This window comes from Streptomyces sp. NPDC043908 (assembly GCF_056435525.1).
Map to the genome: position 1 here is coordinate 1 of NZ_JBWKEI010000008.1, position 20727 is coordinate 20727.

Here is a 20727-nt window from a genome sequence, read left to right on the forward strand (position 1 = left end):
CCCGCGCCCCTCACATGCCGCTGCGCGGCATTCCCGGGGCGCCCCGAAGGGGCGCTTCAAGGGGCGCGGGGAACGGCGCGAGCAACCCCCCACGGCCCGCGGACGACGACTGGTCTTAGGGGCGCGGGGAACTGCGCGACCAGCCCCCCACCGCCCCGCAGACGAAAAGCGACCCTCCCAGCGGAACGCACGAGCCTGCCCAGGACGGTACCGGGCGCCCACAGGGGCGCGGGGAACTGCGCGACCAGCCCCCACCGGCCCACGGACAAACACCCGCCCGGACGGGCCCGGCGAAGGGCGAAGGCCCGGCCCCGGGGTCCCCGGGGCCGGGCCTTCGATGGTGCGTCCCAGCGGGACGGAGATCAGCTCTCCGTCGGCACCTGCTCGGCCGCCGCCTTCTTCGCGGTGGCCTTCTTGGCCGTCGTCTTCTTCGCCGCGGTCTTCTTCGCCGCCGTCTTCTTGGCGACCGCCTTCTTCGCGGTGGTGGCCTTCTTGGCCGTCTTACGGGCCGTCTTCTTGGCCGGAGCCGCCTCGGCGTCGGCGTCGGCGTCGGCGTCGGCGTCGGCCTCGGCCGGAGCCGCGACCTCGGCCGGAGCCGCTACCTCGGCCGCGACCGGCTCGGCCGCCGGCGCGTTCTCCACCACGAGAACCGCCTCCTGCGCGCCCGACGGCGACCCGGCCGGTGCCGTGGCCTTGCGGGTCGCCCGGCGACGGGCCCTCGGCGGGGCGGCGGCGGGCGCCTCCTCGACGACGGGCTCGGCCGCGACCTGCTCGGGCTCGGCGACCGGCGCCGGTGCGGCGACCGGCTCGGCCACCACGACGGGCTCCACCACGACCGGCTCGGCCGCGGCGGGCGGACCCGCGGGCGCGGACACCTTGCGGGTGGCCCGGCGCCGGGTGCGCCCACGCGGCGCCTCGTCCTCGATGAACGACGCGACCGTCACCGCCTTCGGCTCGGCCTCCTGCGCGGGCGCGGGCGCGGGCTCCGCCACCACCGGCTCGGCCTCGGCGACCGGCTCGACGCCCCGCTTGGGCGCACTGGCCGGAGCCGACGCCTTGCGGCTCGCACGGCGCCGGGAGCGGCTGCCGCGGGCCGCGGCCTCCGCCTCGGCGACGCTGCTGTAGAGCTCCTCGTCCGGCACGAACTCCGGCTCCGCGAGCGCGACGGGCGCCGCGACCTCGGCCGCCAGCTCCGCCTCGGTCTCGACCACCTCGATGTCCGCGTCCGCGTGGACGGGGTCGATGTCGACGACGTCGATGTCCTCGTGGCTCTCGTGGCTCTCGTGCTCGTGCGCCTCGTGGTCGTGCTCTCCGCCGCGGCCGCGCTTCTTGGAGCGCTTGCCGTTGCCGCCACCGCCGGTGCCGGTCGGCTGCTCCATGTGCACGATCACGCCGCGCCCGTTGCAGTGGACACAGGTCTCGGAGAACGACTCGAGCAGGCCCTGGCCGACCCGCTTGCGGGTCATCTGGACCAGGCCCAGCGAGGTGACCTCCGCGACCTGGTGCTTCGTACGGTCGCGGCCCAGGCATTCGAGCAGGCGCCGCAGCACCAGGTCCCGGTTGGACTCCAGGACCATGTCGATGAAGTCGATGACGACGATGCCACCGAGGTCGCGCAGCCGCAGCTGGCGCACGATCTCCTCGGCCGCCTCCAGGTTGTTCCTGGTGACGGTCTCCTCCAGGTTGCCGCCCTGGCCGGTGAACTTGCCGGTGTTGACGTCGACGACGATCATCGCCTCGGTCTTGTCGATCACCAGCGAGCCGCCGGACGGCAGCCAGACCTTGCGGTCGAGCGCCTTCATCAGCTGCTCGTCGATCCGGTACGTCGCGAAGACGTCGACCTCGGAGGTCCACCGGGTCAGCCGGTCCACCAGGTCCGGCGCCACGTGCGAGACGTAGCCGTGGATGGTCTCCCAGGCCTCGTCACCGCTGACGATGACCTTGGTGAAGTCCTCGTTGAAGATGTCGCGCACGACGCGGACGGTCATGTCCGGCTCGCCGTACAGCAGGCTCGGCGAGCTCGTCGAGATCTGCTTGGCCTTCTTGGAGATCTCCTCCCACTGCTGCTGCAGACGCTCGACGTCGCGGCGCAGCTCGTCCTCGCTCGCGCCCTCGGCGGCGGTGCGCACGATGACGCCCGCGTCCTCGGGGACGATCTTCTTGAGGATGGTCTTCAGCCGCGCCCGCTCGGTGTCCGGGAGCTTGCGGCTGATGCCGGTCATCGAGCCCTCGGGCACGTACACGAGGTAGCGGCCCGGCAGGGAGACCTGGCTGGTCAGACGGGCGCCCTTGTGACCGATCGGGTCCTTGGTGACCTGCACCAGAACCGACTGGCCGGACTTGAGCGCGGCCTCGATGCGGCGCGGCCCGTTGCCCATGCCCAGCGCCTCGAAGTTGACCTCACCGGCGTACAGGACGGCGTTGCGGCCCTTGCCGATGTCGACGAAGGCGGCCTCCATCGACGGCAGCACGTTCTGGACCTTGCCCAGGTAGACGTTGCCGACGTACGAGGTGGCCTGCTCCTTGTTGACGTAGTGCTCGACCAGCACGTTGTCTTCCAGGACGCCGATCTGAGTGCGCTCGCCGCTCTGGCGGACGACCATCACGCGCTCGACGGCCTCGCGGCGCGCCAGGAACTCCGCCTCGGTGATGATCGGCACCCGGCGGCGGCCCTGCTCGCGGCCCTCGCGGCGGCGCTGCTTCTTCGCCTCCAGACGGGTCGAGCCCTTGATGGACTGCACCTCGTCGGCGCCGGTGCCGGGCTCGGCCTTCTCGCGGGCCGGGCGCGGCTCGCGGACCTTGACGACCGTACGCTCCGGGTCGTCGCCGCCCGTACCGGACTCGTGGTCGCCCCCGTCACCGCTGCGGCGACGGCGACGGCGGCGCCGGCGGCTGCTGCTGGTGCCGGCGGCCGACGGGGTGTCCTCGGACTCCTCGTCCTCGTCCTCGAACGCCTCGCCCTCGGCGGACTCCTCCGCCTCGCCCTCGTCGCTCTCGGCGGACTCGCCCCGGCGACGGCGGCGGCCACCGCGGCGGCGGCGGCGCGAGGGACGGTCGTCCTCGTGCTCCTCGGTGTCGGCGCCCTCGGGCTCCTCCTCGGCGGCGGGCTCCTCGTCGGCCTCCTCGGCGACGGCCACCGGGGCCTGGGGCTCGGGCGCGGTCTCGGCGCTCTCACCGCGACGGCGGCGGCGACGGCGGGAGCCGCCCTGGGGCTCGGCCTGCTCGGCGGCGGGAGCGGCGGCGACCTCGGCGGTGGTCTCCTCCGGCTCCTCCTCCTCGTCCGGCACCTCGGCGGCCCGGGCGGCGGCCGCGGCGGCCGTCTCCGGGGTCTGGAACATCGGCTCGTGGAAGACCGGCGCCTGGAAGACGGCGACGGCGGGGCGGGTGGCCCGGCGGCGGGAGCGGCCGGTCTCCGCCTTCGGCTCGGCCGCGGCCGCCTCGGGCTCCTTGACGGGCTCGTCGGCGGCGGCCGGGGTGAACTGCGGCGCGGTGGCCTTACGGGTGGCACGGCGACGGGTACGCCCACGCGGCGCGTCGTCCTCGGCGGACTCGGCGGGCGCGGCCGGCTCGGCGGCGGGCTCCTCGGCGGCCGGGGCCGCGGCGGCGGGCTCGACGACCACGGCGGCCTGCTCGGCCTCCTCGGCGGCCCTGGGCGCACCGGCGGGCGCGGTGGCCTTGCGGGTGGCGCGGCGACGGGTGCGCGCCGGGGCGGCGGACTCCTCGGCGGCGGCCACCACGGCGGCCTCCTCGGCCGGTGAGGCGACCGGGTCCTCGGCGGCGACGGCCGGCGGCGCGCCGGCGGCGGACTCCTCGACGGCCGGGGCGCCGGCGGGCGCGGTGGCCTTGCGGGTGGCGCGGCGACGGGTGCGCGCCGGGGCGGCGGGCTCCTCGGCGGCGGGCTCGGCCTGGGGCTCGGCGGCCGCGACGGGCTCGGCGGCCACGACGACCTCGGCCTCCTCGGCGGCCGGGGCACCGGCCGGGGCGGTGGCCTTGCGGGTGGCACGGCGACGGGTGCGGGCCGGGGCGGCGGGCTCCTCGGCGGCGGCCTCGGCCTCGGCGGCGGCCGGGGCCTCGACGGCCTCGGGCGTCTCAGCAGCGGGCGCACCGGCCGGGGCGGTGGCCTTACGGGTGGCGCGGCGACGCGTACGCGGGGCGGCGGCCTCCTCGGCGGCAGCGGGAACCTCGGCCGGGGCCTCGGCGGCGGGCGCTTCGGTGGCCGTCGCGGCCGTCTCGGCGGCGGGCGCACCCGCCGGGGCGGTGGCCTTGCGAGTGGCGCGGCGACGCGTACGCGGGGCGGCGGCCTCCTCGGCGGCAGCGGGCGCCTCGGCCGGGGCCTCGGTGGCCGCGGCGGGCGTCTCGGGCGCCTCGGCGCCCGCCGCACCCGGCGGACCGGCGGGCCGCGACGCCGCGCGGCGCCTGCGGCGCGGCGGCAGCGTGTCGCTGGGGCTGTTGTTGTCGTCTCCGGTCACACCGGATTCGTTCTTCTCGTTCTCAAGCATGCGGGCGTAGCTCCCGTCACGCTCCCGGGCGCCGCGCCTGGTTCCGGTCCGGCGGCACATCCGCGTGATGTGCGCGGGTGCCGTCGTCCGGGGCGCGGGCGCCGCACGGGAGCTGATATGTCCGGCTCGCCGGTTCCGTACGCGATGTACGCACGGCCTGGCGAAAGTCTCCTGGTCAGTGCGCGGCCCGACCCAGGTGGCTCCCGAGTACCAGGGCTGCGCTACAACGACTGTCCTTACGCGGCTGGACCCGGCGCCGTCGCAGAGGTGGTCCCGGCGGCCTTGGGTGGAGCGGCCGGGGCTGCCTCGCGGTCGGGCGCGAGCGGGTCGGTCACCGTGCCGGACTCCTCGTCGAAGAGCCCCTGCGCCAGCCTGGTCACCGCTGCGGGGACCGGCGGCGCCAGGTCGGCCACAGCTCGGAGACCGGACAGGACGTCGTCGGGTCGCACGGCAGGTGTCAGGTGCCGTACCACCAGGCGCAGTATCGCACAGGGCTTGTCCAGCGGCCTATCGGCCTGGGGAGAAAGCGCCTCCAGGCCGGCCACGGCGCCGCGCGTGTCGAAGGTGCGCATGCCGTTCTTCGTCCGGCGCTGGACCTCGACCGTGTCGGCGGCGAGGAAGGCGCCGACGGCCTTCTGGGCGTCCTCGACGGGTACGCCGTCGAGCCGCATCTCCCAGACGGAGGCGGTCAGCCGGTCGGCCAGGCCCGAGGTGCGGGCCTCCACGGCGTCGGTGATGTCGAGCCCGGCGGGCAGCGACTCGTCGAGCAGCGTGAGCAGCGTCGCCGGGTCGCGGTGCTCGGTGAGCGCGATCTCCAGGTACTCGGCCTCGGAGCCGGTACCGGTGGGGGCCGCGTTCGCGTACGACACCTTGGGGTGCGGGGTGAAGCCGGCCGAGTAGGCCATGGGCACCTCGGCGCGGCGCAGCGCGCGCTCGAAGGCGCGCTGGAAGTCGCGGTGGCTGGTGAACCGGAGGCGGCCGCGCTTGGTGTAGCGCAGTCGGATGCGCTGCACCGCGGGTGCGGGCGGCGGGCCTTCGGGCTGTCGCTTGCCCAGTGGTTCTTCTCCTCGTGCGGGGCGGGCGCGGTGGGCGCCGCCCACCTGTCCTGTGGGGGCCCTCCGGTCACAGCCCGCGCGCCGCCCGGCTCATCCCTCCGTCCTGCTGAGGGAGATCTCGGGGGCGGGCACCGCGCCGGAGGCAGTAGTTGTACTACCCAGAGTACGCGTCGTGAGCGGTGCCGGTTCCCGGCGCGGGCCGCCGACGAGGGCCCGCCAGGCGTCCGCGCGGGCCTGGCGCACGGTCTCGCGGGCCGAGGCGAGGGTCTCGCGGGCGGTACGGGCCGCGCCGCTCAGCGTGTCGCGCGCGGCGCGGCCCGCCAGGACGGCCGCGCGCGCCGCCGGGGCCCACAGGGTGCGGCGGGCCCAGTGCAGCACCGGTGCGCACAGGGTCTGCCACAGCCAACGCAGCGGGCGGCCGACGAGCTGCCACGCGAGCCACTTCAGGCCGCGCCCGACGGCCCGGGAGAGGTGTCCGGCGATCCGCCAGGCGTGTCCGAAGGCGGCGCCGATCTCGCGCGCGACGACGGCGACGGCATGCCCGACCGGCATCAGCACCCGTCGGCAGAACCACCCGACCGGTACCACAAACAAGACCAAACCCCCTCGTACGAGGACGGTCCCGACCACCGAGAGGACCGCGCCGATCCCGCGCCCGCACCACGCCAGGCCCGCCCGCAGCCGGGTACCGGCCCACCCGAGCCCGATCCCCATCCCGGTGCCGAGCCGGGCGAGCGCGGCCCACACCCCGGAGCCGAGCCGGGCCGCTCCCGCCCACACACCCGAGAGGACCCGCGCCAAGCCCGCCCACACACCGGAGAGGACCCACACGAACCCCGTCCACACGGCGGCGACGGCCCGCCCGGCCCCGCGTCCCAGCCGGGCGACGCCCCGGCCCAGCGGGGCGAGCAGGTGGCGGTGGAGCCATACCGCGGGGACGGCCACCCCGTACCGCCACAGCCACCCCAGCGGCGTGAGCACCAGCACGCGCACGGCCCGGCCCAGGGCCCACAGCGTGTACGTCAGGGGCACCACGACGAGCGTGCGGCCCAGCCAGGCCAGTGCCCGGCCCACCGGCCGCAGCACCGTGCGGTGGACCGCGCGGCCGGTGGCCGCGACCGCGTCCCACAGGAGGCGGACGGGGACCACCAGGACCAGGACGACGATCCTGACGGGGAGGCGGATCGCGGCGGTCAGACAGCCGTCGGGCTGCCGGGGCGGCTGCTGCTGGAGTTCCATGTACCTCGGGACGCGCCGCAGGCCCCGGACCGTTGCGGTCCGGGGCCTGCTGTGATCAACCGGTAATCGGGCGGTTACTTGACGACGGTCAGCGGGAGCAGCTTCTTGCCGGTGGGACCGATCTGGATGTGCGTGTCCATCTGCGGGCACACCCCGCAGTCGAAGCACGGGGTCCAGCGGCAGTCCTCGACCTCGGTCTCGTCGAGGGCGTCCTGCCAGTCCTCCCAGAGCCAGTCCTTGTCGAGACCGGAGTCGAGGTGGTCCCAGGGCAGGACCTCCTCGTAGGTGCGCTCGCGGGTGGTGTACCAGTCGACGTCCACGCCGTACGCCGGGAGGGTCTTCTCGGCGCAGGCCATCCAGCGGTCGTAGCTGAAGTGCTCGCGCCAGCCGTCGAAGCGGCCGCCGTCCTCGTAGACGGCGCGGATGACCGCGCCGACGCGGCGGTCGCCGCGCGAGAGCAGGCCCTCGACGATGCCGGGCTTGCCGTCGTGGTAGCGGAAGCCGATGGAGCGGCCGTACTTCTTGTCGCCGCGGATCTTGTCGCGGAGCTTCTCCAGGCGGGCGTCGGTCTCCTCGGCGGAGAGCTGCGGGGCCCACTGGAAGGGGGTGTGCGGCTTGGGCACGAACCCGCCGATGGAGACGGTGCAGCGGATGTCGTTCTGGCCGGAGACCTCGCGGCCCTTGGCGATGACGTTGACCGCCATGTCGCCGATCTGGAGGACGTCCTCGTCGGTCTCGGTGGGCAGGCCGCACATGAAGTACAGCTTCACCTGGCGCCAGCCGTTGCCGTAGGCGGTCGCGACCGTACGGATCAGGTCCTCTTCGGAGACCATCTTGTTGATGACCTTGCGCATGCGCTCGGAGCCGCCCTCGGGGGCGAACGTCAGGCCCGAGCGGCGGCCGTTGCGGGTCAGCTCGTTGGCGAGGTCGACGTTGAAGGCGTCCACGCGGGTGGAGGGCAGCGAGAGGCCGATCTTGTCCTCGGTGTAGCGGTCCGCGAGGCCCTTGGCGATCTCACCGATCTCGGTGTGGTCGGCGCTGGACAGGGAGAGCAGGCCGACCTCCTCGAAGCCGGTCGCCTTCAGGCCCTTCTCCACCATCTCGCCGATGCCGGTGATGCTTCGCTCCCGCACGGGGCGCGTGATCATGCCGGCCTGGCAGAAGCGGCAGCCGCGGGTGCAGCCGCGGAAGATCTCCACCGACATGCGCTCGTGGACGGTCTCCGCGAGCGGCACGAGCGGCTGCTTGGGGTAGGGCCACTCGTCGAGGTCCATGACGGTGTGCTTGCTGACCCGCCACGGCACGCCCGACCTGTTCGGTACGACACGGCCGATGCGCCCGTCGGGGAGGTACTCCACGTCGTAGAAGCCCGGGACGTACACGTTGCCGGTCTTCGCGAGGCGGAACAGGACCTCCTCGCGGCCGCCGGGGCGGCCCTCGGCCTTCCAGGCGCGGATGATGGCGGTCATGTCGAGGACGGCCTGCTCGCCGTCGCCGATGACGGCGCAGTCGATGAAGTCCGCGATCGGCTCGGGGTTGAAGGCCGCGTGGCCGCCCGCGAGGACGATCGGGTCGTCGATGCCGCGGTCCCTGGCCTCCAGCGGGATGCCCGCCAGGTCCAGGGCCGTGAGCATGTTGGTGTAGCCGAGCTCGGTGGAGAAGCTGAGCCCGAAGACGTCGAAGGCGCCGACGGGGCGGTGGCTGTCCACGGTGAACTGCGGCACGTGGTGCTCGCGCATCAGCGCTTCCATGTCCGGCCACACGCTGTAGGTGCGCTCGGCCAGGACGCCCTCGCGCTCGTTCAGCACCTCGTAGAGGATCATGACGCCCTGGTTGGGGAGCCCGACCTCGTACGCGTCCGGGTACATGAGCGCCCAGCGCACGTCGCAGCTCTCCCAGGGCTTGACCGTGGAGTTGAGTTCACCGCCGACGTACTGGATCGGCTTCTGCACATGCGGGAGCAGGGCTTCGAGCTGTGGGAAGACGGACTCGGCGGCAGTCATCTCGACGAACTTTCGTGAGCTGGCAAGGGGGCGACTCTCTAGCGTAACCCGCTCCCGGGGTGCCCTCCGCCGCCGCGTTCGCCCGCCTCAGGCCTTCAGCCTCCGGCGCGGCTTCGGCCGGGAGGCCCCGCGCCAGACTTCCGGCAGCTCGCGCTCGCCGTCGGCGCCGGCCGCCTCCTCCTGTCCGTACAGCAGTCCCCAGGTGAAGGCGGACTCGCCCGCCAGCTGCGCCTGGACCGCCAGGGCGCGCAGGGCCTCGCGGGCGACCACGCTGTCCTGGTGGCCGCCCAGCAGCTTCTGCACCGCCTTCATCCGCTTGGCGAACTTCCTCGCGGGGGCGCCGAGCGCGGGTACGGCGGCCTCGGCGGCGTAGCGGACCCGTTTGGCGGCCTTGCGGGCGTCGTGCAGGGCGCGGTCGCGCTGGTCGCCGGGGGCGAGCTCCAGGGCGTGCGCGATCCGGCCCGCCAGCCGTTCGTACTCCTTGAGCACCGCCTTGGGCAGCGCCTTCGCGGCGGGCCGGTGGGCGGCCGGGCGCAGCGGCGGGGCGGCGAGCAGCGCGTCCAGGGCGTCGAGCAGGGCGAGGTGGCGCGGGCTGTCCAGGGCGGCGAGGGTGGTGCGGCGGGCGTCGGCGCGGCGGGCCACGCTCCACAGGCGCAGCCGTCCTTGTACGGGTCCGAGGACGAGGGTGCGGGGCAGGGCGGCGACGCGGCTCTGGAGGCGGGCGGTGAGCACTTCCTGGTCGCGGTCGACGCCGAGCTCTCCCGCGAGCCACTTCAGCTCCTCGCCGAGCGGGTCGGTGACGGTCCGGTCGAGGACTTTGCCGTACGACTTCAGGGCGCTGCGCAGGCGGCGCGAGGCGACGCGCATCCGGTGGACGGCGTCGGGCAGGTCGCGGCGGACGGCGGGGTCGTGGGCGACGAGGGCGTCGCGCTGGGCGCGCAGGTAGGCGAGCACGTGGTCGCCCGCGGTGGACCCGTCCGTGTGCTCCACGGTCCGCGGTTCGGGGAGGTCCGGTACGGCCGGGGCGGTCTCCGCGAGGGCGCGGGCCAGTTTGGAGGCGCTGCGCGCGGGGCGCAGCCCGGCCTCGCGCAGCCGTTGGTCGACGCGGTCGAGGAGGGCGGGGTCGGCGCCGTCGGCGAGCTCCACCTCGACCTCGGTCCAGGTGGCCGTGGCGCCCGCGCGTCCGGGGCCCAGGCGCACCGCGCGCACGGAGTCGACGCTCACCTCGGCGAGCGGTGTGCCGTCCTCGCCGAGCAGGTGGCGCAGGTCGCGGGAGGAGAGGAGCCGGACGACGGGGTCGAGCCGGCCGCCGCGGACGCGGGAGCGCAGGAGCGCGGCCAGGGAGCCCGGGACTTCCGGGGAGAGGGGGGCGCGGATCTCGTCGCGGATGCCGGTGGCGACCGGGAACTTCAGGTGCCAGCCCGCGTCGTCGCCGCCCGTTCTGCGGCGCAGGGTGAGGGAGTCCGCGGCCAGGCGCAGGTCCTGGGTGTCGTAGTAGACGGCGTCCAGCTCGGCGACGCCCCGTTCGGCGACGCGCGCGACTCCCGGGACCCCGGTGAGGCCGGGGAGCCGTACGTCGTCGCCGGTGGCTTCGTACTTCCGCTCGATCTCGCGCTTCGTCTCCGCCATGAACTGAATCTAGACGCGAAACGGAGTCTCAAACAGGCGCCGGACCGGCCATGGCGGCCGGTCCGGTGCTTCGCTCGCGGCGCTATGCCGTTATCGGCCGCTGCACCCTGATCGACTGGAGCAGTCCGATCGCGACCCACACGGCGAACATCGACGATCCTCCGTAGGACACGAAGGGCAGCGGGAGGCCCGCCACCGGCATGATGCCGAGGGTCATCCCTATGTTCTCGAAGGACTGGAAGCCGAACCAGGCGACGATCCCGGCCGCCAGGACCGTGCCGTACAGCTCGGTCGTCTCGCGCGCGATGCGGCAGGCGCGCCACAGGACCACGCCGAGCAGGACGAGGATCAGGCCGGCGCCGACGAAGCCGAGCTCCTCGCCCGCGACGGTGAAGACGAAGTCCGTCTGCTGCTCGGGGACGAACTGGCCGGTGGTCTGGCTGCCCTTGAACAGGCCGGTGCCGGTCAGTCCGCCGGAGCCGATGGCGATACGGGCCTGGTTGGTGTTGTAGCCGACGCCCGCCGGGTCGAGGCTGGGGTTGGCGAAGGCGGCGAAGCGGTTGATCTGGTACTCGTCGAGCAGTCCGAGCGCCGCGACCGCGACCGCCCCGGCCACGCCCGCTCCTATCAGGCCGAGCACCCAGCGGTTGGAGGCTCCGGAGGCGAGCAGCACGCCCAGGATGATGATCACGATGACCATGACGGACCCGAGGTCCGGCATCATCATGATGATCAGGATCGGCAGCGCGGCGATGCCCAGGGACTTGAGCACCGTGCGGTGGTCGGGGTGCGGGGTGTCCCCGGCGTCGACGCGCGACGCCAGTATCATCGCCATCCCCAGAATGATGGTGATCTTGGTGAACTCGGAGGGCTGGAGCGAGAAGCCGCCGCCGATGATGATCCAGGCGTGCGCGCCGTTGACGGTCGCGCCCAGCGGGGTCAGGACGGCCAGGATCAGCACCACCGAGATCCCGTACAGCACCGGCACCGCGCCCCGCAGGGTGCGGTGGCCCAGCCAGATCGTGCCGACCATCAGACCGAACCCGATGCCGGTGTTCATGGCGTGCCGGATCAGGAAGTAGTACGGGTCGCCCTGGTTGAGCTGGGTGCGGTTGCGGGTCGCGGACCACACCAGCAGCGAGCCGATGAAGGACAGCGCGAGCGCGGACAGCAGCAGCCACCAGTCGAGCCGGCGCAGCACCGAGTCGCGCGCGGTGAGCTTGGCGAAGGCGGAGCGCTCGGGGGCGTAGCGCTGGACGGAGAAGCCGGCCATCAGTCCCTCCGCCCGCGTCCGCCGTTGCGGTTGTCGGTGTCGGCGGTGGCGGGCTGCTGCTCACCGGTCTTCTTCTCGGGCGCCTTCTGCGAGTCCGGGTCGTACGGCTCGATCTTCGGCGCGTCGATGGAGCCGTCGGCCTGGACCTTGGGCAGGGCCTGCTGCGGCTGGGGCAGCAGGGCGCGCCCGAGGTCCTGGTTGCCCGCGTCGTCGAGGCCGTAGATCGCGTCGTAGATGTTGCGCACGGCGGGGCCGGAGGCGCCCGAGCCCGTACCACCCTGGGAGATCGTCATGACGATCGAGTAGTCCTTGGTGTACGTGGCGAACCACGAGGTCGTCTGCTTGCCGTAGACCTCGGCGGTGCCGGTCTTGGCGTGCATCGGGATCTGCTTCTGCGGCCAGCCGCCGAACCGCCAGGCGGCCGTACCGCGGGTGGCGACTCCCGCGAGGGCTTCGTCTATGTCGTCGCGGGTGGCCCGGGTCATCGGCAGCTTGCCGTGCGACTTGGGGGTGATCTCCTTGACGGACTTGCCGTCGGCGCTGATCACGGCCTTGCCGACGGTGGGGTTGTAGAGGGTGCCGCCGTTGGAGATCGCCGAGTAGATCGTCGCCATCTGGATGGGGGTGACGAGGGTGTCGCCCTGGCCGATGGAGTAGTTGACCGAGTCACCGGCGCGCATGAGGTTGCCTTCGAGGCAGTTCTCGTACTCGATCTTCTGGACGTAGTCGCCGTCCTTCTTGCCGTGCTTGCACCAGGCGTCCTTGTTGGCCTCCCAGAACCGCTGCTTCCACTGGCGGTCGGGGACCCGGCCGGGGACCTCGCTGGGCAGGTCGATCCCGGTCCTGGCGCCCAGGCCGAAGTCGTGGGCGGTCTTGTAGAACCAGTCGGCGGCGTCCTTCTTCGGCTTCATGCCGCCGTCCTTGAGCCACTGGTCGTGCGCGAGGCCGTAGTAGACGGTGTCGCAGGAGACCTCCAGGGCCTGGCCGATGGTGATGCTGCCGTGGCCCTGGGACTCGAAGTTCTTGAAGACCTGTCCGCCGACCGAGTACGAACTGGGGCAGGGGTAGGTGTTGTTGAACGCGTATCCGGCGCGGACCGCGGCGGCCGAGGAGACCACCTTGAAGATGGAGCCGGGGGCGGCCTGGCCCTGGATGGCGCGGTTCAGCAGCGGGTAGTTGGAGTCCTTGCCGGTGAGCGCCTGGTAGTCCTTGGCGGAGATGCCGCCGACCCAGGCGTTGGGGTCGTAGTTGGGCAGCGAGGCCATCGCCACGACCCGGCCGGTCTTCGCCTCCATCACCACGACCGCGCCCGCGTCGGCCTTGTAGTTCTCGTTGGTGTTCTTGTCGAACTCCTTGCGGGCCTCGGTCATCGCGTGGTTCAGCTCGTACTCCGCGACGGCCTGCACGCGTGCGTCTATCGAGGTGACGATGTTCGAGCCCGGTTCGGCCTTGTCGCTCTGCGCCTGCCCGATGACCCGGCCGAGGTTGTCCACCTCGTAGCGGGTCACGCCCGCCTTGCCGCGCAGCTGCTTGTCGTAGGTGCGCTCAAGGCCCGATCGGCCCACCATGTCCGAGCGCAGATACGGCGAGTCGGTGTCCTTCGCCTTGATGATCTCCTCGTCGGTGACCGGCGAGAGGTAGCCGAGCACCTGCGCGGTGTTGGCCTTGCCGGGCGAGGTGTAGCGGCGCACCGCGGTGGGGTCGGCGGTGATGCCGGGGAAGTCCTCGGAGCGCTCGCGGATCTGGAGGGCCTGCTGGGTGGTGGCCTTGTCGGTGACCGGGATCGGCTGGTAGGGCGAGCCGTTCCAGCAGGGCTTGGGCGTCTTGGCGTCGCACAGGCGCACCTTGTCCATGACGTCCTGCGGCTTCATGCCGAGCACCCCGGCCAGCCGGGTCAGCACGGCCTTGCCCTTGTCGGGCATCTTCGTCAGGTCGGTGCGGGAGGCCGAGACCACCAGCCGGGTCTCGTTGTCCGCCAGCGGCACCCCGCGCGCGTCGAGGATCGCCCCGCGCACGGCGGGCTGGACGACCTGCTGCACGTGGTTGTTCTTCGCCTCGTCCTCGTACTCCTGCCCGTTGCGGATCTGGAGGTACCAGAGGCGCCCGCCGAGGGTGAGGAGCAGGGAGAAGACGAGGACCTGGATGATGACGAGGCGGATCTGCACCCGGGGGGTGCGTCCCGTCTCGGGGATGTTGCTCACGCTGCCCCCTCGTTCACAGTCGCTTGACGCCCTTGATGCGGCCGGCCCGGGCCGCGCGGTTGCGGGCGGCCCTCACCCGCAGGCCGCCCTTCTGGCCGCCGATCCGCAGCCCGGTGCCGCCGGAGAGCCGGCCGGAGGCGATGCTCGCGCCGCCCGCGGCCGCGCCGCCGCCCCCGGACGTCTCGGCCAGCGGGTCGTTGTCGGCCCGTCTGGCGAGCGCCATGATGAGCGGCACGGTGAACGGGGCGAGCAGCAGGTCGTAGACGGCGGCCGTGAACAGCAGGTTCACCAGGCCGACATGGCGGGCCGCGGTGTCGCCGACGAGGGCGCCCACGCCCGCGTAGAGCAGGGTGGAGCCGACGGCCGCGCAGACCACCACGACCATGGGCCCGGTGGCCGAGCGCAGCCGGCCGTGGTCGGGCTTGGCGAGCCCCGCCGCGTAGCCGACCAGGCACAGGACCAGCGCGTAGCGCCCGGCGGCGTGGTCGGCGGGCGGGGCGAGGTCGCTGAGGAGCCCCGCGGCGAAGCCGACGAAGGCGCCGCCGAGGTGGCCGTAGACGAGGGCGAGGCCGAGGACGGTGAGCAGCACCAGGTCCGGGACGGCGCCCGGCAGCTGGAGCCGGGCCAGGACGCTCACCTGGACGACGAGGGCGACGACGATCAGGGCGGCGGAGAGGATGACCCTGTTGATACGCATCTGGATCAGCTCCTACTTACTGGTCACCGTCGGCGGCTGCGTTGTTCGCGGTATTCGCGGTATTCGCGTTGTTCGCGTTGTCCGGATCGCCGCCGGGGAGCGCGCCGGGCTTGCGGTTGGGATCGGCGGGGGGATCCGGGACCGGGTTGCCGTTCGGGTTGCCGTTGGGGTCGTTGGTGGGGATGGGCACGTTGGGGTCGGCCTGGTTGGGGTTGACCGCGTTGCCGGGCGGCGGCGGGGTGACCGTGACGGTCACCGTGGGCGTCGGGGTCGGCCTGGGCTTGGCGGGCAGCACCTGGTCGCGCGGGTCGGTGCGCGGGGCCTGGACGACGACGCCGACGATGTCGAGCTTGGTGAACCCGACGTACGGGCGCACATAGACGGTCCGCGTCAGATCGCCGCCGGAGGGGTCGACCTTGACGACCTCGCCGACGGGGACGCCGGGCACGAACGGCCGGTCGGACTGCGAGCCGAAGGTCACCAGCCGGTCGCCGGCCTTGACCTTGGCCTTGCCGTTGAGCAGCTGCACCGACAGCGGCCGGTCGCCCTGGCCGGTGGCGAAGCCCAGCTCGTCGCTGCTCTCCATCCGGGTGCCGACCGTGAAGTCGGGGTCGTTGGCGAGCAGGACGGTGGCGGTGGACGGGCCGACGGTGGTGACGCGGCCGACCAGGCCCTCCCCGTTCAGCACGGTCATGTCGCGCTTGATGCCGTCGCGCGAGCCGGCGTCGATGGTGACGGTCCAGGAGAAGCCCTGGGCCGCTCCTATGCCGATGACCTGCGCGGCCTTGATGCCGTACTGGCCCTCGCCGGCGGTCTTCAGCATCGCGTCGAGCTGGTTGAGACGCGAGCGGTTGCGGGCGTCGCTGCCGAGCTTCTGCTTCAGCGCCTCGTTCTCCCGCTGGAGGTCGGCGATCTTGTTGTGCCGCTCCCCCGAGTCGCGCACGGCGCCGATGGCGTTGCCCACCGGGTCGACGGCTGCCGCCATGCCGTTCTCGACCGGACCGAACACCGTGGCGGCGGCCTGCCGGGCCCCGTCCACCGGCGAATTCTCCCCACCCCGGATGTCGACCGTGATCAGCGCGAACGCTACGGCGACCAGCAGCACCAGGAGGAGCCGGCTCTCTCGTGTGTCCCTCACGTGCGGCGGCCGTGCCTTCCTCGTCGGAATCTGTTCGATCTGTATATCAACGATCCGCCGTACGGGTTGGCAGTGCCCCGTACGGGCGGTCCCCCCGGGTCACTGGGCGACCCGGGGGGACCTCGGCGTTCTCCGCCTAGCGGCGCGGCTGGGCGTCCAGGACCTGCTGGAGGGCCTCGAACTCCTCGACGCACTTGCCCGATCCCAGGGCGACCGAGTCCAGCGGGTCCTCGGCGATGTGGATCGGCATGCCGGTCTCGCGGCGCAGCCGCTCGTCCAGGCCGCGCAGGAGGGCGCCGCCGCCGGTGAGGACGATGCCGCGGTCCATGATGTCGCCGGAGAGCTCGGGCGGGCACTTGTCGAGCGTCGTCTTCACGGCGTCGACGATCGCGTTGACCGGCTCCTCGATGGCCTTGCGGACCTCGGCGGCCGAGATGACCACGGTCTTGGGCAGCCCGGAGACCAGGTCGCGGCCGCGGATCTCGGTGTGCTCGTCCTTGTCGAGGTCGTACGCCGAACCGATGGTGATCTTGATCTGCTCGGCGGTGCGCTCACCGAGGAGGAGGCTGTACTCCTTCTTGATGTGCTGGATGATCGCGTTGTCCAGCTCGTCGCCGGCGACCCGGATGGACTGTGCCGTGACGATTCCGCCGAGCGAGATCACCGCGACCTCGGTGGTGCCGCCGCCGATGTCGACGACCATGTTGCCGGTCGCCTCGTGGACGGGCAGCCCCGAGCCGATGGCCGCGGCCATGGGCTCCTCGATGATGTGCACCTGACGGGCGCCGGCCTGGGTGGAGGCCTCGATGACGGCGCGGCGCTCGACTCCGGTGATGCCCGAGGGCACGCAGACGACAACGCGCGGGCGCGCCAGGTAACGCCGCTTGTGGATCTTGAGGATGAAGTAGCGGAGCATCCGCTCCGTGATCTCGAAGTCGGCGATGACGCCGTCCTTCAGCGGTCGTACGGCCACGATGTTGCCCGGCGTACGGCCGATCATCTTCTTCGCCTCGGCGCCGACCGCCAGGATGCCGCCGGTGTTGGTGTTGATGGCGACGACGGAGGGCTCGTTCAGGACGATTCCGCGGCCCCTGACGTACACCAGCGTGTTGGCGGTCCCGAGGTCGACAGCCATGTCACGGCCGATGAACGACATGTTGTTGCTCCCCATGAGGATGCGTCCGGCCTTCCCTAATCGAGCGTTGACGGCTTTTTAGGTCGGCGAGGTGGGTGCTGTGGGCGTGAGGCTCCATCGTAGTGCCGCCTGCACGGACACGGCGCGTTGGTCCACCTCTGTTATTGGTGACGACGTGTCGGGGCGATGCGTTCCCGACTTCACCCCGCATATGCCGAAGGGCGACCGAAATTCCTTCGGTCGCCCCAGGTCATGAGCGCTATATGGCTGACAACCGGTCAGGGAATCAGACGCGACCCGGGAAGAAGATCTTCAGTTCCCGTTCGGCCGACTCCTCCGAGTCGGAGGCGTGGATGAGGTTCTCGCGGACGATCGTGCCGAAGTCGCCCCGGATGGATCCGGGCGTGGCGGCGATCGGGTCGGTGGGGCCCGCGAGCCCCCGCACACCCTCGATGACGCGCTCGCCCTCGACGACGAGGACGACGACCGGGCCGGAGGCCATGAAGCCCATCAGCGGCTCGTAGAAGGGCTTGCCCTTGTGCTCGCCGTAGTGCTGCTCCAGCGTCTCCTGGTCCAGCGTCCGCAGCTCCATCGCCGGGATGGTCCAGCCGGCCTTGCGCTCGATACGGCCGATGATCTCGCCGATCAGGCCGCGACGGACGGCGTCGGGCTTGAGGATGACGAGAGTGCGCTGGGTCATGGTGTCCGGCTCCTTGCAGGCATACGTGTGCGGTGAGGCGAGGCTACAGGGGACGCCGGGCACGGCGGCACCCGGACCGGCCCCACAGCCTCCGGCCGGACCGTCTACGCCTGCGGCTCCGCCTCCGCCCGGGCCGCGAAACGGGCCTTCGCCGCGTCCACCTGCCGGCCGTAGTGGATCGAGGCCCACCACAGACCGGCGAAAACCGCACCGAGGAAGAACATGTGCGGGACGACGAAGCCGCTCGCGATCAGCGCGATCTGGAGCGCCCAGCCCAGCTGGAGGCCACCGGGACGGGTCAGGACGCCGCACAGGAGCAGCGAGAACAGCATGGCGATGCCACTGACCGTCCACACCGTGGACACCGTCAGGTCCTGGTCCTTCATGGCGACCAGACCGGCGAACCCGATGACGAGGAATTCACCGATGAGGGTGGAAGCGCAGAGCGTACGCATCGGGCGTCAGCCCCTTCCCAGGAGCAGCCGGGCCTCGCCGACCGTGATCACGGAACCGGTGACGAGGACTCCCGCACCGGCGTACTCGTCCTCTTCCTCCGCCAGGGTGATCGCCGCCTCCAGCGCGTCGTCCAGACGCGGCTCGACCACCACCCGCTCGTCGCCGAAGACCTCGACCGCGATCGCGGCCAGCTCGTCGACGTCCATCGAACGGTGACTGGTGTTGGCGGTCACGACGACCTCGGCGAAGACCGGCTCGAAGGCCTCAAGCAGCCCCTTCACGTCCTTGTCGGCGCTGGCCGCGACCACCCCGATCAGCCGCGAGAAGCCGAACGCCTCGGTCAGCCCCTCGGCCGTGGCCTGCGCGCCCGCCGGGTTGTGGGCGGCGTCCAGGACGACGGTGGGGCTGCGGCGCACCACCTCCAGCCGGCCGGGCGAGAGGACCGAGGCGAACGCCTTGCGGACGGTGTCCACGTCCAGCGGGCGGGCGTGCTCGGAGCCGATGCCGAAGAACGCCTCCACGGCGGCGAGGGCGACGACCGCGTTGTGCGCCTGGTGCGCGCCGTACAGCGGAAGGAAGACGTCCTCGTACTCACCGCCGAGGCCGCGCAGGGTCAGCAGCTGGCCGCCGACCGCGACCTCGCGCGTGACGATCCCGAACTCCATGCCCTCACGGGCCACCGTGGCGTCCGCCCCGACGGCCTTCTTCAGCATCACCTGGGCCGCGTCGACGGGCTGCTGGGCCAGGATGACGGTGGAGTCCTGCTTGATGATCCCGGACTTCTCCACGGCGATCTCGGCGGGGGTGGAGCCGAGGCGGTCGGTGTGGTCCAGGGAGATGGGGGTGACGACGGCCACGGAGGCGTCGATCACATTGGTGGCGTCCCAGCTGCCGCCCATGCCGACCTCGACGACGGCCACGTCGACGGGGGCGTCCGCGAACGCCGCGTACGCCATCCCGGTGAGCACCTCGAAGAAGGACAGCCGGTACTCCTGCTGCCCGTCGACCATCTCCACGTACGGCTTGATGTCCTCGTACGCCTCGATGAACCGCTCGGCGGCGATCGGCGCGCCGTCCAGGCTGATGCGCTCGGTGATCGACTGGACGTGCGGGGAGGTGTACCGGCCGGTGCGCAGGTCGAAGGCGTTGAGCAGCGCCTCGATCATGCGGGCGGTGGAGGTCTTGCCGTTGGTGCCGGTGATGTGGATCGAGGGGTACGCGCGCTGGGGCTCGCCCAGGACGTCCATCAGCGCCGCGATCCGGGCGACGGAGGGCTCCAGCTTGGTCTCGCCCCAGCGGGTCGCCAGCTCCGTCTCGACCGCGCGCAGCGCCTTGTCGACCTCGGGGTCGGCGGGGCGGGCGGGGGCGGGGTCGGTCTGCGGGGCGCCGCCGTGGGTGCGCAGGGTGCGGCTGCCGGCCTCGATCACCGCCAGGTCGGGGTCGCGGGTGGTCTCGGCCTCGACGATCTCGTCGAAGTGGTCGTCGGGGCTGCTGCTGCGGTCGGGCTGCTCGGTCACGTCCCCAGTCTACGGAGCCCCTCCCCGGCCCGGGCCCGGGCGGGCCCGCGCCGCGCGCCCCGGGAACCACAGGTCAGGTCAGTCCGGACGGCAGCACCGCCTCCACCTCGTACGACGTCGCCGTACGCCGGGTGCACAGCACACCCCCCACCCCCTCCACCCGCTCCCGCATGGACAGCGTCCCCGTCCCCGACGACACCGGCACCGTCGACGGCGCCGTGGACGGCACACCGTTGCGGACGCGGACGGTCAGTTCCGCGCCCCGGACGGCGACCGCCACCGAGACCGCCTCCCCCGGCGCGTGCTTCACCGCGTTCGTGAGGCACTCCCGCACCACCCGGTACACCGCCGCCTGGCGCAGCGGGGACAGGGCCCGGGCGCGCCCGGAGACGTCCAGGGTCACCGGCGACCCGGCCCGGCGCGTCTGGGCCGCCAGGGACGGCAGGCCCTCCAGACCCGGCGTGGCGCGCCGCTCGTCCGCCCGCGTCACCAGGATCTCGTTCAGCATCCGGTGCGCCCGCCGCGCCGTCTCGGCCAGGAAGTCGAAGTCGCGCTCGTGCGGGCCGCCCCGGGCACGCCGGGCCCGTACCTCCGCCGTCACCGCCAGCATCGTCAGCTCGCGCCCCACCATGTCGTGGACGTCCCGCGCCACCGACGCCCGCTCCGCCTGCACGGCCCGGAGCGCCTCCACCTCGCGGACCAGGTCCTGGCGGTACGTGGCGACGCCCACCGCCGACGACAGCACCCCCACCGGCACCACGATGCTCAGGAACGAGCTGAGTGTCTCCGCGCGGTGCCCGAGCCAGCCGGGGACGCAGTAGAGGCCGCACGCCACCGCCACGTACAGCACCGTCGCCACCACCGCCGTGCGCCGCCCACGGAAGCGGCCCAGCGAGTACAGCGCGAACTGGATCAGGGTCAGCTGGTGCAGCCACCCGAGGAAGAGCAGCGCGGCCGCGTACGGCACCCACGGCCATCTGCGGCGCAGCAGCAGCGTCGCCGAGCCCGCCGCCAGGACCGGCGGCACCGTGGCGCCGGTCAGCGAGTTGTCCGCCGCCGCCAGGCCCGGCACATCGATGATCATCAGGGCGAAGGCGGCCGTCGCGATCAGTACGTCCAGCGCCCGGTCGTCCCCCAGCGCGCGCCGCAGCGCGGAGGCGGGGGACGGAGCGGACATGTCGTCCA

General features: G+C 72.8%; 14 protein-coding genes. All 14 read right to left on the reverse strand.

Going from position 1 to position 20727, the window contains the following annotated elements:
• Positions 1 to 362 precede the first annotated feature (362 nt).
• The 14 genes from AC069K_RS18670 to AC069K_RS18735 all read right to left on the reverse strand — a co-directional run bounded on the left by AC069K_RS18670 (position 363) and on the right by AC069K_RS18735 (position 20719).
• A complete protein-coding gene (locus AC069K_RS18670) occupies positions 363 to 4499 on the reverse strand; it encodes an Rne/Rng family ribonuclease (protein ID WP_478617513.1) in 4137 nt (1378 codons plus the stop codon).
• 236 nt (positions 4500 to 4735) lie between these two features.
• Positions 4736 to 5512, reverse strand: coding sequence for a TIGR03936 family radical SAM-associated protein (locus AC069K_RS18675; RefSeq protein ID WP_365113378.1), 777 nt, complete (start codon positions 5510 to 5512; stop codon positions 4736 to 4738).
• A gap of 132 nt (positions 5513 to 5644) precedes the next feature.
• A complete protein-coding gene (locus AC069K_RS18680; protein ID WP_478617516.1) occupies positions 5645 to 6793 on the reverse strand; it encodes a hypothetical protein in 1149 nt (382 codons plus the stop codon).
• Positions 6794 to 6867: 74 nt separating this feature from the next.
• Positions 6868 to 8796: a TIGR03960 family B12-binding radical SAM protein gene (locus AC069K_RS18685; protein WP_358837351.1), complete on the reverse strand. Its 1929-nt coding sequence runs from the start codon at positions 8794 to 8796 to the stop codon at positions 6868 to 6870.
• An 87-nt stretch (positions 8797 to 8883) separates the two neighbouring features.
• On the reverse strand, positions 8884 to 10425 hold the full coding sequence (locus tag AC069K_RS18690) for a CYTH and CHAD domain-containing protein (RefSeq protein WP_478617520.1): 1542 nt from the start codon (positions 10423 to 10425) through the stop codon (positions 8884 to 8886).
• Between the two features lie 82 nt (positions 10426 to 10507).
• Positions 10508 to 11698, reverse strand: a complete 1191-nt coding sequence (rodA, locus tag AC069K_RS18695; protein ID WP_358831440.1) for a rod shape-determining protein RodA — start codon at positions 11696 to 11698, stop codon at positions 10508 to 10510.
• Positions 11698 to 13899 carry a penicillin-binding protein 2 gene (mrdA, locus tag AC069K_RS18700; RefSeq protein ID WP_365113384.1) on the reverse strand — a complete coding sequence of 734 codons (2202 nt, stop codon included), beginning with the start codon at positions 13897 to 13899 and terminating at the stop codon, positions 11698 to 11700. Before mrdA ends, rodA begins: the two co-directional genes overlap by 1 nt.
• A 13-nt stretch (positions 13900 to 13912) precedes the next feature.
• Complete coding sequence (gene mreD / locus AC069K_RS18705; RefSeq protein WP_365113386.1) at positions 13913 to 14596, reverse strand: rod shape-determining protein MreD; 684 nt, start codon at positions 14594 to 14596, stop codon at positions 13913 to 13915.
• A 16-nt stretch (positions 14597 to 14612) separates the two neighbouring features.
• Positions 14613 to 15734: a rod shape-determining protein MreC gene (mreC, locus tag AC069K_RS18710; RefSeq protein WP_478617526.1), complete on the reverse strand. Its 1122-nt coding sequence runs from the start codon at positions 15732 to 15734 to the stop codon at positions 14613 to 14615.
• A gap of 136 nt (positions 15735 to 15870) precedes the next feature.
• Positions 15871 to 16890: a rod shape-determining protein gene (locus AC069K_RS18715; RefSeq protein WP_053727412.1), complete on the reverse strand. Its 1020-nt coding sequence runs from the start codon at positions 16888 to 16890 to the stop codon at positions 15871 to 15873.
• 265 nt (positions 16891 to 17155) lie between these two features.
• Positions 17156 to 17569 carry a nucleoside-diphosphate kinase gene (ndk, locus tag AC069K_RS18720; protein ID WP_358831444.1) on the reverse strand — a complete coding sequence of 138 codons (414 nt, stop codon included), beginning with the start codon at positions 17567 to 17569 and terminating at the stop codon, positions 17156 to 17158.
• A 104-nt stretch (positions 17570 to 17673) separates the two neighbouring features.
• Positions 17674 to 18024 (reverse strand): DUF4233 domain-containing protein, encoded by a 351-nt coding sequence (locus AC069K_RS18725; RefSeq protein WP_365113391.1) that lies wholly within the window; start codon positions 18022 to 18024, stop codon positions 17674 to 17676.
• 6 nt (positions 18025 to 18030) lie between these two features.
• Complete coding sequence (folC, locus tag AC069K_RS18730; protein ID WP_478617531.1) at positions 18031 to 19542, reverse strand: bifunctional tetrahydrofolate synthase/dihydrofolate synthase; 1512 nt, start codon at positions 19540 to 19542, stop codon at positions 18031 to 18033.
• Between the two features lie 73 nt (positions 19543 to 19615).
• Positions 19616 to 20719 carry a sensor histidine kinase gene (locus AC069K_RS18735; protein WP_478617534.1) on the reverse strand — a complete coding sequence of 368 codons (1104 nt, stop codon included), beginning with the start codon at positions 20717 to 20719 and terminating at the stop codon, positions 19616 to 19618.
• Between the last annotated feature and the right edge of the window lie 8 nt (positions 20720 to 20727).